Origin of the sequence: Halomonas sp. BLK-85 (genome assembly GCF_044792155.1) — a bacterium.
In the GTDB taxonomy this organism is placed as follows: Bacteria; Pseudomonadota; Gammaproteobacteria; order Pseudomonadales; family Halomonadaceae; genus Vreelandella.
In genome coordinates this window covers 1,967,681-1,982,997 of the sequence record NZ_CP087731.1, presented here as the reverse complement: position 1 = coordinate 1,982,997, position 15,317 = coordinate 1,967,681, and the positions used below count along the sequence as shown (strand labels likewise).

General features: G+C 56.5%; 13 protein-coding genes. 8 read left to right on the top strand and 5 right to left on the bottom strand.

Annotated features, from left to right (window positions below):
* Nucleotides 1-446: 446 nt before the first annotated feature.
* A complete protein-coding gene (leuA, locus tag LL947_RS08945) occupies nucleotides 447-2,153 on the top strand; it encodes a 2-isopropylmalate synthase (protein WP_290820332.1) in 1,707 nt (568 codons plus the stop codon).
* Nucleotides 2,154-2,222: 69 nt separating this feature from the next.
* On the opposite strand, the gene epmB is transcribed toward leuA, so the two are convergent.
* Nucleotides 2,223-3,257, bottom strand: a complete 1,035-nt coding sequence (gene epmB / locus LL947_RS08940) for an EF-P beta-lysylation protein EpmB (protein WP_404413492.1) — start codon at nucleotides 3,255-3,257, stop codon at nucleotides 2,223-2,225.
* 122 nt (nucleotides 3,258-3,379) lie between these two features.
* Between epmB and efp the strand changes: the two genes are divergently transcribed.
* Entirely contained in the window at nucleotides 3,380-3,946 is a 567-nt protein-coding gene (gene efp, locus LL947_RS08935; protein WP_290820336.1) for an elongation factor P, read from the top strand.
* Nucleotides 3,909-4,922 (top strand): EF-P lysine aminoacylase EpmA, encoded by a 1,014-nt coding sequence (gene epmA / locus LL947_RS08930; protein ID WP_404413491.1) that lies wholly within the window; start codon nucleotides 3,909-3,911, stop codon nucleotides 4,920-4,922. Before efp ends, epmA begins: the two co-directional genes overlap by 38 nt.
* On the opposite strand, the gene asd is transcribed toward epmA, so the two are convergent.
* The 3 genes from asd to rsgA are packed head-to-tail and all read right to left on the bottom strand — an operon-like array spanning nucleotide 4,897 to nucleotide 7,653.
* Nucleotides 4,897-5,757: an archaetidylserine decarboxylase gene (gene asd / locus LL947_RS08925; protein ID WP_290820340.1), complete on the bottom strand. Its 861-nt coding sequence runs from the start codon at nucleotides 5,755-5,757 to the stop codon at nucleotides 4,897-4,899. The genes epmA and asd overlap by 26 nt on opposite strands.
* A 7-nt stretch (nucleotides 5,758-5,764) precedes the next feature.
* Nucleotides 5,765-6,616: a sulfurtransferase gene (locus LL947_RS08920; RefSeq protein WP_290820342.1), complete on the bottom strand. Its 852-nt coding sequence runs from the start codon at nucleotides 6,614-6,616 to the stop codon at nucleotides 5,765-5,767.
* 11 nt (nucleotides 6,617-6,627) lie between these two features.
* On the bottom strand, nucleotides 6,628-7,653 hold the full coding sequence (rsgA, locus tag LL947_RS08915; RefSeq protein ID WP_499832968.1) for a small ribosomal subunit biogenesis GTPase RsgA: 1,026 nt from the start codon (nucleotides 7,651-7,653) through the stop codon (nucleotides 6,628-6,630).
* Between the two features lie 133 nt (nucleotides 7,654-7,786).
* Between rsgA and orn the strand changes: the two genes are divergently transcribed.
* On the top strand, nucleotides 7,787-8,368 hold the full coding sequence (orn, locus tag LL947_RS08910; RefSeq protein ID WP_290820346.1) for an oligoribonuclease: 582 nt from the start codon (nucleotides 7,787-7,789) through the stop codon (nucleotides 8,366-8,368).
* 8 nt (nucleotides 8,369-8,376) lie between these two features.
* On the opposite strand, the gene queG is transcribed toward orn, so the two are convergent.
* Nucleotides 8,377-9,516 carry a tRNA epoxyqueuosine(34) reductase QueG gene (queG, locus tag LL947_RS08905; RefSeq protein WP_290820347.1) on the bottom strand — a complete coding sequence of 380 codons (1,140 nt, stop codon included), beginning with the start codon at nucleotides 9,514-9,516 and terminating at the stop codon, nucleotides 8,377-8,379.
* Between the two features lie 103 nt (nucleotides 9,517-9,619).
* Here queG and LL947_RS08900 point away from each other — a divergent pair, with 103 nt between their 5' ends.
* The 4 genes from LL947_RS08900 (at nucleotide 9,620) to mutL (ending at nucleotide 15,287) form a co-directional block, all read left to right on the top strand.
* Nucleotides 9,620-11,113, top strand: coding sequence for an NAD(P)H-hydrate dehydratase (locus tag LL947_RS08900; RefSeq protein ID WP_499832967.1), 1,494 nt, complete (start codon nucleotides 9,620-9,622; stop codon nucleotides 11,111-11,113).
* 12 nt (nucleotides 11,114-11,125) lie between these two features.
* Nucleotides 11,126-11,587, top strand: a complete 462-nt coding sequence (gene tsaE / locus LL947_RS08895; protein WP_499832966.1) for a tRNA (adenosine(37)-N6)-threonylcarbamoyltransferase complex ATPase subunit type 1 TsaE — start codon at nucleotides 11,126-11,128, stop codon at nucleotides 11,585-11,587.
* A gap of 104 nt (nucleotides 11,588-11,691) precedes the next feature.
* Nucleotides 11,692-13,164 carry an N-acetylmuramoyl-L-alanine amidase gene (locus LL947_RS08890; RefSeq protein ID WP_499832965.1) on the top strand — a complete coding sequence of 491 codons (1,473 nt, stop codon included), beginning with the start codon at nucleotides 11,692-11,694 and terminating at the stop codon, nucleotides 13,162-13,164.
* Nucleotides 13,165-13,286: 122 nt separating this feature from the next.
* The gene (gene mutL / locus LL947_RS08885; protein WP_499832963.1) at nucleotides 13,287-15,287 is read left to right on the top strand and encodes a DNA mismatch repair endonuclease MutL; all 2,001 of its coding nucleotides are present in this window, start codon (nucleotides 13,287-13,289) and stop codon (nucleotides 15,285-15,287) included.
* The last annotated feature ends 30 nt before the right edge of the window (nucleotides 15,288-15,317 follow it).

The window sequence follows — 15,317 nt, the reverse complement described above, 5'->3', positions numbered from 1 at the left end:
CAGCCCGTCAGGCAAAAGGGTGTTGACAAAGCCGTCAAGGATTGATTTTCTAATAGCCATGAATAGTGCCATGACGAATCTCACATTGGATCTACGACTACTAAGCGCCCGTCTCTGAATGGTTAGAGGCGGGCAGTGCTGGTTGGCATTGTCGTTGGGTTCAATAACGAGGTGGTTATGGCGGTTTACATAAGGTATTGGTGTTTTTCACAGCCAGATAAAAGCGCAGATAGTCAATGCTGTGCCCGCCGTCGGTTCTGCCGAGTGTCTCATATTGCTGGACGTATTCTGAACGCCCCATGGCTCTTGCACGCCTTGGGGCGTTTTTCTTTGTTGGCGTTGGTCAAAAGCCATCCTCTGGACCTTTGTATGACTCACGCGCCTTAAATTTGCGTATCATTCTTGAACAGGTTACCTACAAACCGCCACGAACCAGGAGAACTGCCATGATGTTGTCTGATCCCGCTAAAAAATATAGCCCCTTTGTCGCCGTCGATATCCCCGACCGTCAGTGGCCCAATCAGCGTATTGAAAAGGCCCCCATCTGGGCGAGTGTTGACCTGCGTGATGGTAATCAGTCTCTGATCGACCCCATGGACCAGGAGCGCAAGCAACGTCTGTTCGATCTGTTGGTCAATGTCGGTTTCAAGCAGATAGAGGTAGGTTTTCCATCCGCATCACAGACAGACTTTGATTTTGTACGTGCATTGATCGAACAGGACAAAATCCCGGAGGATGTGTCCATTCAGGTGTTGACTCAGGCGCGTCCACACCTGATTGAACGCACCTTTGAGGCTCTAAAAGGCGCGAAGAACGCCATTGTTCACGTTTATAACGCCACTGACCCGATGTTCCGCCGGGTGGTGTTCAACGTCAACAAGGAAGAATGTATCCAGATTGCGGTAGATGCGACACGTCAGATTCGCGAGCAGATGAACGCCGCTCCGGAAACTCATTGGACATTTCAGTACTCGCCGGAACTGTTCACCACGACCGAGATGGATTTTGCCGTTGAAATCGTCGAGGCGGTGATGGATACCTACGCGCCGAGCGTTGATCACCGCATGATTGTCAATCTGCCGGCCACTGTCGAGGTTGCCACCCCCAATAACTATGCCGACCAGATTGAGTGGTTTTGCCGTAATGTGAAAAACCGCGACACTCTGATCGTCAGCGTACATCCTCATAACGACCGCGGCACCGGTGTCGCCGCCGCTGAATTGACCCTGATGGCAGGTGCCGACAGGGTAGAGGGCACCCTGTTCGGTAACGGTGAACGTACCGGTAACGTGGATATCGTGACGTTAGCAATGAACATGTATACCCAGGGCGTTCATCCTGAACTGGATTTCTCCAACATCACGCCGGTGATGCGTGAGGTTGAATACTGCAACCAGTTGCCGGTGCATCCACGCCACCCCTATGTGGGCGATCTGGTGTTCACCGCTTTCTCCGGCTCGCATCAGGATGCCATCAAGAAAGGCATGGCGGACCGCCGGGATAACCCCGAAGCACCTTGGGATGTGCCTTATCTGCCTATCGACCCGCTGGACGTCGGGCGCAGCTATGAAGCAGTCATTCGCGTCAATAGCCAGTCCGGTAAGGGCGGTATTTCCTACCTGCTCGAGCAGGAGCACGGTATTGAGCTGCCGCGCCGCTTGTCGATCGAGTTCAGCCAGGTGGTACAGGAAGTGGCTGATCGTACTGCCAAGGAAATCACGTCGCAGATGATTTACCAGGCGTTTGCCGATGAGTATCTGGAGCAGCAATCGCCTTTCTGCCTGATCAACCATCGTATGTCCTCCGAGCCGGACAGCCCGGCAGTGCACCTTGAAGCAGTGATTGCTGAAGGCGGCGAGCGCAAGACGTATTCGGCCGAGGGCAATGGTCCATTGGCGGCATTTATCAAGGCGCTGGCTGGGGCCGGGCATGATGTGGAGATTATTGACTATCACGAACACGCAAGGGGGCAGGGCTCTGATGCGGAAGCCATTGCCTATGTGGAAGTACGAATTGAAGGTAAAGCGGTCTTCGGAGTCGGTACGGACGAAAGCATTACCAGCGCTTCCATGAAAGGGGTGCTGAGCGCCATCAACCGGCACCACTCGACTCAGGCGCCGGCGGCTAACGTCACCGCTGACACCCTGGCGTAAGCTGGGGGTGTTGGTCACAAGCCCAGGCAGAGATGGCCTGGGCGTTGCGTTATACAAGAGACGGTATAACTACACCAGCGGCGTCTTGCTGGCTTCACCCGGTATTTCGCGAACTAGTCGAGGCATCAGAAAGCCAGGCAGTTCGTCACGCAGAGCGATGATCAGCTGCCGGGCTTCAGCGTCGGGGACATTAAAGTGTGCAGCACCTTGCACCGGGTCGAGTACATGCAGGTAGTAAGGCAGCACGCCGGCATCAAAAAGCCGTTCGGAAAGCGCTGCCAGCGCCTGCGTGCTGTCGTTGACGCCACGCAGCAATACGCTCTGGTTGAGCAGGGTGACGCCGGCGCCCTGTAATCGTTGACAAGCTTGGTGAACCGTCTGGTCGATCTCATTGGCATGATTGACATGCAAGACCATGACGGTTTGCAGCCGGGTGGCTTCTAGCCAGTCAAGCAGCGGCTGATCCACGCGATCCGGAATCACGATCGGCAGACGGGAATGAATCCGCAGCCGCTTGAGGTGGGGAATCTGTTCCAACTGTGTGACCAGCCAGGCCAGATGACGATCGTTGGCGGCCAGGGGGTCGCCGCCGGACAGAATTACTTCGCGGATGCTGGCGTCTGCCTGCAGGTAGTCAAAGGCTTCCTGCCACTGAGCTCGCGACGGCGAGTTATCGGCATAGGGGAAATGGCGCCGAAAGCAGTAACGGCAGTTGACCGCGCAGTTAGGGCTGGCAATCAATAGCGCCCGGCCAGCATATTTGTGAATGACTCCCCTGGCCGGGCGCTGATGCGCCTCATCCAGCGGATCATTGATATAGCCTGGCGTTTGCAGTGTTTCATCGCCCAATGGCAGTACCTGGCGCAGCAAGGGGTCATCCGGCTGATTGGGGCTCATGCGGCGCAGAAAGGCCTCTGGCACACAGGTTTCAAACAATGCATGGCCGGCACTGGCACCGACTTCCCAGGTATCCGGCAGTTCAAGGCGCCTGCACAGCTCGGCAGGATCACGTATGGCCTGGGACAGCTGACGTTGCCATGAAGGCAGTGGCTCGCTGGCACGATACGATGACGCATCCGCGCCAAAAATAAGGTTGTCCTGCAAAAAATCCCTCCTTCGGGTTATCATGCGCCACACTTGTTCAGGCGTTGCGTTTTACCCAGTATGTCAGGCTCTGGATATTGCGTGACACAAGACACGCTCAAAAACTGAAATTGAGAGACAGTATGGCTAATTATTCTACCAATGAATTTAAAGGCGGTTTGAAGGTAATGCTGGATGGCGACCCATGTGCCATCGTCGAAAACGAGTTTGTTAAGCCGGGCAAAGGCCAGGCGTTCAATCGTGTCAAGCTGCGTAACCTGATGACGGGTAGGGTCTGGGAGCGTACGTTCAAGTCAGGTGAATCCCTTGAAGGCGCCGATGTCATGGAACTGGAGATGGAATATCTCTACAACGATGGCGAAATGTGGCATTTCATGAAAACGGATGGCTCCTTTGAGCAATATGCTGTTGAGAAAAAAGCCCTGGGCGATACGGAAAAGTGGCTCAAGGAGCAGGTGCCGTACACAGTGACGCTTTGGAATGATAATGCGATTGCCGTATCTGCGCCCAACTTTATTGAGCTTGAGGTGGTAGAGACCGATCCTGGCCTGAAAGGTGATACCGCCCAGGGCGGCTCCAAACCGGCAACACTCTCTTCCGGCGCTGTCGTTCGTGTGCCGCTGTTTATCAATCAGGGTGAGGTGCTGAAAATTGACACCCGCTCAGGTGATTACGTCTCGCGTGCCTGAGACGTCGGCATGGAGGCCAACGGCCGAGCTGGAAACCCTGCGCGCCCGCGCTGCACTGCTGTCCGAGGTGCGTGCGTTTTTTGCCGAGCGTGGCGTGCTGGAGGTAGAGACACCGGTACTTGGCCAGGCTGGCAGCACCGATGTGTATCTGGCATCACTCTCTACGAGAGCACACACAGATAAAGGACGCCGCCGCCTGTGGCTACAGACGTCGCCCGAGTTTCATATGAAGCGCCTTCTGGCGGCGGGAAGTGGGCCGATATTCCAGCTGGCCCGAAGCTTTCGCAATGGCGAGGTAGGCGGTCGTCATAACATCGAGTTCTGCATGCTGGAATGGTATCGCCCTGGCTTTACCCTGAACCAGTTGATAGACGAAACGACAACCCTGGTCCGACAATTGACGGGCCAGGCGCTGCCGGTCAGGTGCTATCGCTATCGCGAACTGTTTTATCACTATCTGGCACTGGACCCTTTTGCCGAGCGTCTTTCTTCCCTGCGTGAGCTGGCTGAACACCACGCCGGTATGCCCCCCGCTACCATGGCGGAAGAGCCGCGTGAGGTATGCCTTGATATACTGATGAGCGCCCGGATTGAACCGCACCTGGGCGATCAGCAATTAACGGCTGTCGTAGAGTATCCCGCCAGCCAGGCCGCGCTTGCCAAGCGCCATCAGGATGCCCATGGGGATTGGGTGGCTTCACGCTTTGAGCTTTACCTGAACGGCGTCGAGCTTGCCAATGGCTATGACGAGTTGACCGATGCCGACGAGCAGCGGCAGCGTTTTGAGGCGGATAATGCCCAGCGCCTGGCGTTGGGGCTTGAGGAAGTCGATATTGACGAGCGACTACTTCAGGCAATGGCACATGGCCTGCCTGAAGGTGCCGGCGTTGCCTTGGGCATGGATCGGCTGGTTCAGCAGGTGCTGGGCAAGCCACGCCTGGAGGATGTGATCAGTTTTGCAACTCCGCGCTGCTAACCTTTGCCGCAGCAAGTGTCTGACCCATCCGGATCGTGCTGTTGGCTGTCCAGTCATTGAAGTCAAGCGGCCTGGCAAAGCACATCACTACCGTAGAGCCAAGCTTGAAACGTCCCATTTCAGCGCCTTTTTTGACGGTGATAGGCTGGTCGAAACGGGTGTGCTGGGGTGTGCCCGCAAGCGGTGTGATCTGTCCGGCCCACACGGTTTCAATGGCCGCGACTATCATGGCACCAACCAGGACGACTGCCATTGGCCCCTGTTCAGTATCAAACACACACACCAGCCGTTCATTGCGGGCAAACAGCCCGGGCACATGATTAGCGGTTGCCTGATTGACTGAAAAAAGCCTGCCAGGAACGTAGATCATTTCTCTTAAGGTGCCGGTTATCGGCATATGTACGCGGTGATAATCCCGCGGTGAAAGGTACACAGTGGCAAAGCTGCCACCCAGAAATGATTCAGCCAGGCCGGCATCGCCACCGAGCAGGGTCTGGGCAGAAAAAGTATGTCCTTTGGCCTGCACTAACTGGCCAGCACGAATCTGCCCGAACTGTGAAAGAGTGCCATCAGCCGGGCTGACAACGCCTGCGCCGATGGGACGGGCAGCGTCTTTCAAAGGGCGGGTGAAGAAATCGTTGAAGCTTGTATAGGTGCTGATATCCTCGCTCAACGCTTCGCGCATGTCGACGTTAAAACGCTGGATGAACGCCTTGATCAAGGCGTTCTTCAGGCGAGGAGAATCACACTCTGCCAGATAGCCAATCAAACGTGAAAGGGCATGATGCGGCAGTGGGTATTGGAGTAGCGCAAAGGCTCGCTGGGCAAAAGTCACGGTGTCTTCATTTCTCTATAGGGGTGTCATTACGGTTGCCCCATTCATTCCAGGAGCCTGCGTAACCGCGCATATTAAAGCCCAGCGCTTTGCCTACCAACCAGGTGAAGCTACTGCGGTGGTGGCTTTGGCAATGGGTGGCAATTTCCATTTCCGGGGTCAGGCCGATGGCCTCAAGTTCAGTGATCAGCTCGGCATAATCGCGAATACGCAGATCGCGCTGTCGATCCATGACGGTCAGCCAATCCATATTGACGGCGCCAGGGATATGTCCCAGGTGGCGGTTGTTGCCCACTTGGCCGTTGTATTCACCGGCTGAGCGAGCATCCCAGATGGCAAAGTCAGTATCACCCAGCTTTTCCTTGATATCCTCAGCGCTAATCAGGGTATCCGGCTTGAGTATCTCGGCGCGGTACTCACTGGGTGTCGGCGCGGCGGGCTCGGTGCTTTGCGGCATGCCTGCGCCTCGCCAGGCGTGAATACCACCGTTCAGGTAGGAGTAGCGGGTATGACCGATCAGTTCCAGGGTCCACAGCAGGCGTGCCGCCCAGCCACCGCCTTCGTCATCGTAGGCGACAACATGTGTGTCCCGGGTCAGCCCCAGAGCGCTGAACAGCCTTGAAAGAACATTCACGTCCGGCACGTCATTGGGTACCGGCCCCTCGCCGCGCATCAGGAAGCGAAAATCCAGGAAAACCGCGCCAGGGACATGGCCCTCACCATAGCTGTCCGGATTGATCGGCACATCAACAATCAGTAGCTGCGGGTCATCAAGGTGAGCATTCAGCTGCTCGGGCTCCACAATCAGCGGTAGCACATTGGCTTCAGACCCTGTCGAGGGGTGAGACACTTGGCTCATAATGGCCTCCTTTAACGGTCGGTATCCAGACTGGCGAGAATTCGGCGGTAGCTGGTAAAGCGCTGAGGATGAATCTTGCCTGCCTCAACGGCCTCAAGTAAAGCACAGCCGGGCTCGTTGATATGCCGACAATCGCGAAAACGGCAATGGCCCATAAACGCATGGAATTCGATAAAACCCTCGGTGACAGTTTTTTCATCCAGATGCGTCAGCCCAAACTCTCGAATCCCGGGGGAATCGATCAACTCGCCCTGCAGACGGTCTTGCGACGGCATGCGGTAAAGGCGCGCCGTGGTGGTCGTATGGGTGCCTTTGCGCGAATCTTCCGACAGGGCGCCAATGCGCAAAGTTTCATCCGGCAACAGCTGATCGATCAGCGAAGACTTGCCTACACCGCTCTGGCCGACAAATACTGAAGTGCATCCGGCCAGCTGCTGGCGCAGAGCGGTGAGGCCGGCGTCGGTGGCGGTGGTGGATTTGACGACCGGGTAACCTAGCTGTTGATAGCGGGCCAGCAGTAACCCCAGTTCGCCACCCTCTTCGGGTAGCAGGTCCACCTTGTTTAGCACCAGTACCGGCTTGATGCCCGTCGCTTCAGCAGCGACAAGATAGCGGTCGATCAGATTGGCATGGGGGGCAGGCTCCACCGCAAACACAATCAGCAACTGATCCACATTGGCCGCAACCGGTTTGAGCTGTCCACGGGCATCGGGGCGCTTGAGCACACTGCGGCGCTCACTGCGGGCAACGACGACGCCTGAACCGTCCTGACCTGCACGCCAGATCACATTATCACCGGTAACCAGGCCACCGAGATTGGCGCGCAAATGGCAGCGCACTGCCTTGAAGTCAGCATCCTGTACTTCCAGCGTGCGGCCAAAATGAGCCATGACACGGCCAGGCTGTTCTGCACCGTATTCGCCGGCTGCCAGTTTCTGGTCGTCGTTCGCCTGCTGTCTGTGAGAGCGCTTCTCGCGTTCAGCCTGAATTTTTTCAACGCGCCAGCGCTGTTGGCGACTTAATTTACGTTTACTCATGACCACCTGATTGTCGGTACCATTCACAGGTACAATGGTGGCTATTGTACGGATTTTCGTCAGGCGAGTGATGCACTATTTATAAAAATCACTTTTTACAACCTTTGAATATTCTTCACCCATGGAGCAAAGCATGAGCGAAAAAAGCGCGCCGCGTAAAGATCGGCTGGTCTGGATTGACCTGGAAATGACCGGCCTGAATCCGGAGAAGGAGCGCATTATCGAGGTGGCGACCCTGGTGACTGATGCTGACCTCAGGGTTGTCGCGGAAGGCCCGGTGCTGGCTGTCAAACAGCCAGATGCGCTGCTGGCAGCGATGGATGAATGGTGTACCAAGACCCATGGGGAATCGGGCCTCACGGCAAGAGTCAAGGCCAGTCAGACTGACACTCGCTTGGCCGAGCAAGAAACCCTGGCCTTCCTGCGTCAATACGTGGCGCCAGGTTCATCGCCCATGTGCGGCAACAGTATCCATCAGGATCGTCGTTTCCTGGAACGCGAGATGCCGGAGCTACTGGCGTTTTTTCATTACCGCAATCTGGATGTCTCGACGCTCAAGGAGCTGGCCAAGCGCTGGAACCCTGGCGCTCTTGCCGGTTTCAAGAAGCGCAATGTGCACCTGGCTATGGACGATATCAAGGAGTCCATTGATGAATTGGCGCACTACCGTAATACCTTTCTGCGCCTGCCTGAGGGAAATGATGAGGAAGAGTGAAGCCGGCGTCAGTCAGAGGCAATGACATTACGTCGTTTGCAGTGCTGTTCATTGAGCGCCCAGGCTACGTGTTCGCGCACCAGGGCACTGGGGTAACTGCGGCGTGCCCATAGCGCGGCTTCGATTGCCGCGCTCCAGGGAGCGTTGCCCAGCGCCACGGCAATATTGCGCAGCCAGCGCTGATAGCCTATGCGCCGAATCGCACTACCGGCTGTCTTGTCCAGAAATTCAGCTTCGCTCCAGGCAAACAAGGTGAGTAGCTCGGCTCGTTCGAGCTGGTGGCGAGGTTGGAAATCGGTTTCCTGCGTGGGCTGTGCAAAGCGTGTGAATGGGCAGAAAAGCTGGCAGTCATCGCAACCGTAGATGCGATTGCCAATGGAACGACGCAGGTGTTCAGGAATTGCCTCATGCAGTTCAATGGTCAGGTAGGAGATGCACAGGCGCGAATCGACGACCTTGTCCGCCACGATAGCGCCGGTCGGGCAGGCAGTCTGGCAGGCGTTACAGCTGCCACAATGTTCATTCTCGAACGGCGGGTCAACGGGAAGCGGCAGATCGGTATACAACTCGCCGAGAAAGAACAGTGAGCCGGCGCCAGGATTAAGCAGCATGGCGTTTTTGCCAAACCAGCCAAGTCCGGCTTTCTGGGCCAGAGCCCGCTCCATCACTGGGGCAGAGTCAACAAAGGCACGGTAGCCGATGGGCCCCACCGCCGCTTCGATTTTTTGAGCCAGTTGAGCCAGGCGTTTACGCATCAGTTTATGATAGTCGCGGCCCAGGGCGTAACGCGAAATGTAGGCATTTTCGGCGTCGTTGAGCTGCTCAATGCTCTGGGCATCCGCGGGCAAGTAATCCATTCGCGCGCAGATGACTCGTTGGGTGCCGGGCTCCAGCTCGTCAGGGCGTGTACGCCGGGTGCCGTGCTTGGCCATGAAGCCCATTTCTCCATGATAGCCCTGGGCCAGCCAGTCGTTCAGATGCTGTTCATGGGTATCCAGGTCGATATCGCTGATACCGATCTGCTGAAACCCCAGTGCTTGCCCCCAGCGTTTGATATCGGCGGCGAGGCGGGCAAGCTGCTCAGAGGATAATGCAGGGCGCGATTGTGCCGCTGTTTCAAGGTTTGCAGGTCTGGGTGTATTCTTCATGGTATGAACAGCGCAAGCATCAGGCGGTCAGAATGTACCTGCTATGCTAACCGATTAACCCGAGTGACAACATGCACGTTGAATATTGGCTAAAGGAGCGCCCGTGAGTCTCTTGAATACCGCTCGATTGAGACCGCTTTACCGCGCAGACCAGGTGCGCGAACTGGATCGTCGTACCATTGCCGGTGGTATTGATGGCTTTGCACTCATGCAACGGGCGGCTTCGAGTGCCTGGCATGGTTTTCGTGCCCGCTGGCCGCAGGTACGCAGCATCAGTGTGATGTGTGGGAAAGGCAACAATGGGGGTGATGGCCACGTGCTGGCTGCGCTGGCGGCTCAGTCCGGTCTGAAAGTGCAGCGTATTACCACCGCTGCGCTGGAGACGTTGGACGGTGATGCCGCCAAGGCCGCTGAACTGGCGACGGCAGCCGGTGTCGGCTGTGAACACTGGCAGCCTGGTAGCGTTTTTCACGGTGAAGTTATTGTTGATGCACTGCTTGGCACCGGCCTGCGTGGTCCGGTGGAGGGTGACTTTCGTCAGGTGATTGAGGCCATTAATCTGGCGCGCAAGCCGGTGTTGGCGATTGACATTCCTTCTGGTGTAGAAGCTGATACAGGCGCCGTGCTCGGATGTGCCACCCACTCGGACTGCACGGTGACGTTTATTGGTGACAAGATCGGCCTCCATACCGGTGATGCCCCTGCCTACACAGGCGATATTGATTTTCGCCCGCTGGGGGTTAAATCCCAGGCGTTTCCCGATATTCCTCCCGACGCCTGGCTGCTGGATGAGTGCCTTCTGGAAGAAGCTTTTTCACCGCGTCAGCGAATTGCCCACAAGGGGGATATGGGGCACCTTCTGGTGCTCGGGGGGGCTCCGGGGTTCGGTGGGGCTGCCCTGATCGCCTCTCAGACTGCGGCGCGCCTGGGGGCCGGCAAGGTAAGTCTTGCGACAGCACCCGAACATACGACTGCCAGCCTGGTAAGCTGTCCTGAAGTTATGGCGCACAATGTGCGCGGCGTGGCAGATCTGGGTGAGCTCACCCATCAGAGCAATGCCCTGGTGGTGGGGCCCGGTCTGGGGCAGGGGGCCTGGGGGCAGGCAATGCTTCAGTCGGCACTGGAAATGCCTTGCCCACTGGTGGTCGATGCCGATGGTCTGAACCTTCTGGCGCATTACTGGCCCGAAAAGCAGCGTGACGACTGGATATTGACACCTCATCCCGGGGAAGCTGCGCGTTTACTGGATATTACCACGGCAGCCGTTCAGGAAGATCGCCCGGCGGCTGTTCGAGCGTTGCAAGAGCGCTACGGTGGTAGTGTCATTTTAAAGGGCGCTGGCACGCTGGTGGCTGGGCCCAGTGGCCTGGTGATCTGCCCATACGGTAATCCGGGAATGGCCAGTGGTGGTATGGGTGACGCCCTGAGCGGGATTCTGGGGGCACTGCTGGCACAGGGCTATAATATTGAACAGAGTGCCTGGCTGGCGACGCTTGTGCATGCCCTGGCGGCTGACAGGGCGGCGGATGCGCAAGGTGAGCGTGGCTTGCTGGCCAGTGATCTGGCATTCTATGCACGTCAATTGATCAACCCTTGAGGTTCTGGGCGTATGCAACTGTCTTTGGTTGATGAGTTTCATCAAATCGCTTTTGGTGAAACATTGGGGGGAGTATTTGAAGGGCATGGCCGGGTCTATCTGGAAGGAGATCTCGGTGCCGGCAAAACAACGCTTACCCGCGGTATTCTGCGTGCCTATGGCTATCAGGGGGCGGTCAAAAGCCCGACCTATACTTTGATCGAGCCGTATGAGCTGGGTGATCAGCGAATCTACCACCTGGATCTGTATCGCCTGGGGGACCCGGAAGAGCTGGAATTTATCGGTGGGCGTGATGTGCTCGACGATGACGCCCTGTGTCTGGTGGAGTGGCCAAGTCGCGGTGACGGATGGCTGCCCCAGGCAGATCTCCATATTCACCTGACCCTGGAAGGCGCGGGGCGACGGGCAACCCTTGAAGGTCTCACACAGCGCGGTCAACGATGGTTAAAAAAGTTGCCGACAGACGGTTATTAAAAATTTATCAATTTATTCAGCAGGTCTTTCAGGCCTGGGTTGGTCGATGTTACGGCATTGTTCGGACATAACCATTGATCAGTCAATCCACGTAGTGAGTCGTTATGAATCAGCGGTGGTCGTACAAAAGGAGGGGGAGGTGCCAACCAGCCGGCGTCTGTCTGGTGTGGCTGCTGTTATCCATCACCGGCAAGGTGCTGGCGGCTGATGTTGAAAGCCTGCGCCTGTGGGCGGCACCTGATCATGCACGCCTGGTATTTGATCTTTCCGGTGCAGGCAACGCCACTCTGTTTGAACTGGAGTCGCCCAACCGCCTGGTGATTGATCTGGATGACAGTCAACTGGAAACGGATATCAGTACCCTCCCACTTGAAGGCAGTGCTATCTCGAGTATTCGTAGCGGTGTCCGTAACGGCAAGGACCTGCGCATCGTTCTGGATCTTGATCGGGAAGTATCGCCACGTCATTTCATGCTGCCACCCAATGATCAGTATGGTCATCGTTTTGTGGTGGACCTTGAATATCCTGGAGAGGCGCCGGTAGAAAATCCGATTGACCCAATAGAGGCGCTGGTTCGTGAGCAGGAAATTGAAGCTCAGCGCACCAGGGCTGAAGCGGCTGTCAGCGGAACGCCATCCACACCCTCCGACGAAATGGTCAATCGTGAAGCGCAGCCACATCCCCGCAGGGATATCATCATTGCCGTCGATCCCGGTCACGGTGGAGAAGACCCGGGTGCTATCGGGCCAAAGGGAACCCGGGAAAAGGATATAGTCCTGCAGATCAGCCAGCGCCTGGCGGCGCAAATTAACGCGGCACCCGGGTTCCGGGCAGTGATGATCCGTGACGGCGATTATTATATTGGTTTGCGCCAACGTACTCAGCTGGCACGCGACCAGAAAGCTGATTTTTTTGTATCCATCCATGCAGACGCCTTTACCAGCCCTCGCCCTAATGGCAGCTCCGTGTACGCGCTTTCTCAACGCGGGGCTACTTCTGAAACGGCTCAATGGTTGGCGGACAGTGAAAACCGGGCTGACCTGATCGGAGGCGTCGATGGTAGCCTGTCGTTAAGGGACAAGGATCATGTGTTACGCGGCGTACTGCTGGATCTGACGATGACAGCCACTCTGAACGATTCATTGTCGATCGGTGGTCAAGTACTTGACCAGTTGGGTAGAGTCAACCGTCTCCACAAGTCGCGGGTTGAGCAGGCCGGTTTCATGGTGCTCAAGTCGCCAGACATTCCTTCCCTGCTGATTGAGGCCGGGTTTATTTCCAACCCTGAGGAGGAACGCCGCCTGAAAACTGATCAGCATCAGGAGAATATTGCGACAGCGGTATTTAATGGCCTGCTCGCTCACTTTGAAAGTAACCCCCCACCCACCAGCCTCCTGGCCTGGCAGCGGGATAATCAGCGTCGCCCGGATGGCAACGAATACCGTATCGAAACGGGAGATACGCTTTCTGCCATTGCGGCTCGTCACGGGGTGCCGCTTTCCAGGTTAAAACAGGCCAATAACCTCAATGGCGATGTGATCCGCGTTGGGCAGGTACTGCGAATACCACGCTCCTGAGCTGCCCAGCCTGATCATACAGCTGAGTGCATTGCGCCTTTGCTAGCGTTTTTCGAAAAGTCTGATCAGGTGGACGATATGCTGGGAAGCCAGCCGGGTAAGGCTTTAAACACGAGGTGACTGTGTCAGATACTCACTTGGCGTCCGAAGCGTCAACGTCTTTCGCTCGCATCCAGGTACTGGATACGCGTCTTGCCAACCAGATTGCCGCTGGCGAAGTGGTCGAACGCCCAGCGTCAGTCACCAAGGAGTTGATCGAGAACGCCATTGATGCCGGTAGCCATCGTATTGAGGTGGATATTGAACAGGGGGGCGCTCGCCTGATCAAGGTGCGTGATGACGGTATTGGCATTGGCCAGCAGGATTTGCCATTGGCCTTGGCGCGACACGCCACCAGCAAGATTGGCAGTCTCGAGGATCTGGAGGGTGTAAGTTCTCTGGGTTTTCGTGGTGAGGCATTGGCGTCGATCAGTTCTGTTTCACGCCTTGAGTTGGTGTCGAACGCATCTGAAGACCCTACGGACGGTTGGCGCGTGGTGGCAGAGGGGCGCAGTATGGAAGCGCGGGTTTCACCGGCGCCTCATCCGCGGGGTACCAGCGTCAGCGTTCGTGACCTTTTCTTCAATACGCCGGCAAGACGCAAGTTTCTGCGTACGGAAAAAACCGAGTTTGGTCACGTGGAAGAGGCGTTCCGTCGTCAGGCGCTTTCACGCTATGACATTGGCTGGGTGCTTAGGCATAACCAGAAAGTGGTGCACCAGCTGCCCTCAACAGATTCTTCTGCATCTCGTGAGCGCCGGATTGCTTCTCTGTTGGGGCGTAATTTTATAGAACATGCCCGCTATATCGAACGTCAGGCCGGTTCAGTGCGCCTGTCCGGCTGGGTGGGCCTACCGACTCATTCTCGTTCCCAGGCGGATCAACAATACTTCTTTGTGAACGGCCGCGTCGTGCGCGATCGCCTGGTGGCTCATGCCGTGCGTCAGGCGTATCGGGATGTGCTCTACAACGGTCGTCATCCGGTTTTCGTGCTGTATCTGGATCTCGATCCAGACGTCGTGGATGTCAATGTTCACCCGACAAAGCATGAAGTGCGTTTTCGTGATGGCCGCATGGTGCATGATTTCCTGTATTCCAGTCTTCACCACTGCCTGGCGCATACGCAACCTCAAGAAGCGGATGAGTCTCAAGGCGTCGATCATCAGGACAGTGATAGGCATGCTGTTGGCAACCAACGCATGGAAGCAGGTGGCGGCCAGCCAGGGGCTGACTCCCAAGAGGGTGACGGAATTACCCAGGCAGCGCCGGAGGCCCGTTGGGAGCAGCAGGGTATGGCGCTGTCTTCGCATGGCCAACGTCACCCCGGCGCGGCGCGTGTGCGACGTTTCATGCAAGGCTACCAGGCACTGCATCCTGACCATGAGGCTGCCTTGTTGACGCCTCAAGGCAAGGCGTCGGAACATCCAACACCTGTCTCAGGGCAAGAGGTCAATGAACAACCCTTGGCCAATCTGATGCCTGTTGAAGACCCGACCGCCGCACCGCCTCTTGGCTATGCGCTGGGTCAGTTACATGGCGTCTATATCCTTGCCCAGAATCAGGAAGGGCTGGTGCTGGTGGATATGCATGCCGCCCATGAGCGGATTGTCTATGAGCGAATGAAAACCCAGTGGGGTCAAAACGGTATTGATACTCAGCCACTTCTGGTGCCCGTTTCACTGGCAGCCAGCCGAGGTGAAGTCGCTACGGTAGAAAGCGAGCACGAGGCGATTGCGCAACTGGGGATAGAAATAGATATTGCCGGGCCTGAAACCCTGTTGGTGCGTCAATTGCCTGCGTTACTGGCCAATGCTGACCCTGAGCCGTTGGTGCGTCGCCTGCTGGATGAACTGGCGCGTTTCGGGCGTTCACATCAGGTAGAGGCACGCATTCAGGCGTTGCTTTCCACAATGGCCTGTCATGGCAGTGTACGCGCCAACCGCAGGCTGACGCTGGATGAAATGAATGCCTTGCTGCGTGATATGGAAACTACTGAGCGAAGTGATCAATGTAATCACGGACGTCCGACCTGGACCCAGATGAATATGAAAGCCCTTGATAGACTGTTTTTGCGTGGGCAGTGATTTTTTTCGATCAATATCATCCAACAGGGT

Excerpts from the sequence above, each read along its gene's own strand:
- orn (WP_290820346.1), top strand. The coding sequence starts at position 7,787 with ATGAGCGAAAAAAGCGCGCCGCGTAAAGATCGGCTGGTCTGGATTGAC.
- leuA (WP_290820332.1), top strand. The coding sequence starts at position 447 with ATGATGTTGTCTGATCCCGCTAAAAAATATAGCCCCTTTGTCGCCGTC.
- LL947_RS08920 (WP_290820342.1), bottom strand. The coding sequence starts at position 6,616 with ATGAGCCAAGTGTCTCACCCCTCGACAGGGTCTGAAGCCAATGTGCTA.
- rsgA (WP_499832968.1), bottom strand. The coding sequence starts at position 7,653 with ATGAGTAAACGTAAATTAAGTCGCCAACAGCGCTGGCGCGTTGAAAAA.
- LL947_RS08890 (WP_499832965.1), top strand. The coding sequence starts at position 11,692 with ATGAATCAGCGGTGGTCGTACAAAAGGAGGGGGAGGTGCCAACCAGCC.
- efp (WP_290820336.1), top strand. The coding sequence starts at position 3,380 with ATGGCTAATTATTCTACCAATGAATTTAAAGGCGGTTTGAAGGTAATG.
- tsaE (WP_499832966.1), top strand. The coding sequence starts at position 11,126 with ATGCAACTGTCTTTGGTTGATGAGTTTCATCAAATCGCTTTTGGTGAA.
- queG (WP_290820347.1), bottom strand. The coding sequence starts at position 9,516 with ATGAAGAATACACCCAGACCTGCAAACCTTGAAACAGCGGCACAATCG.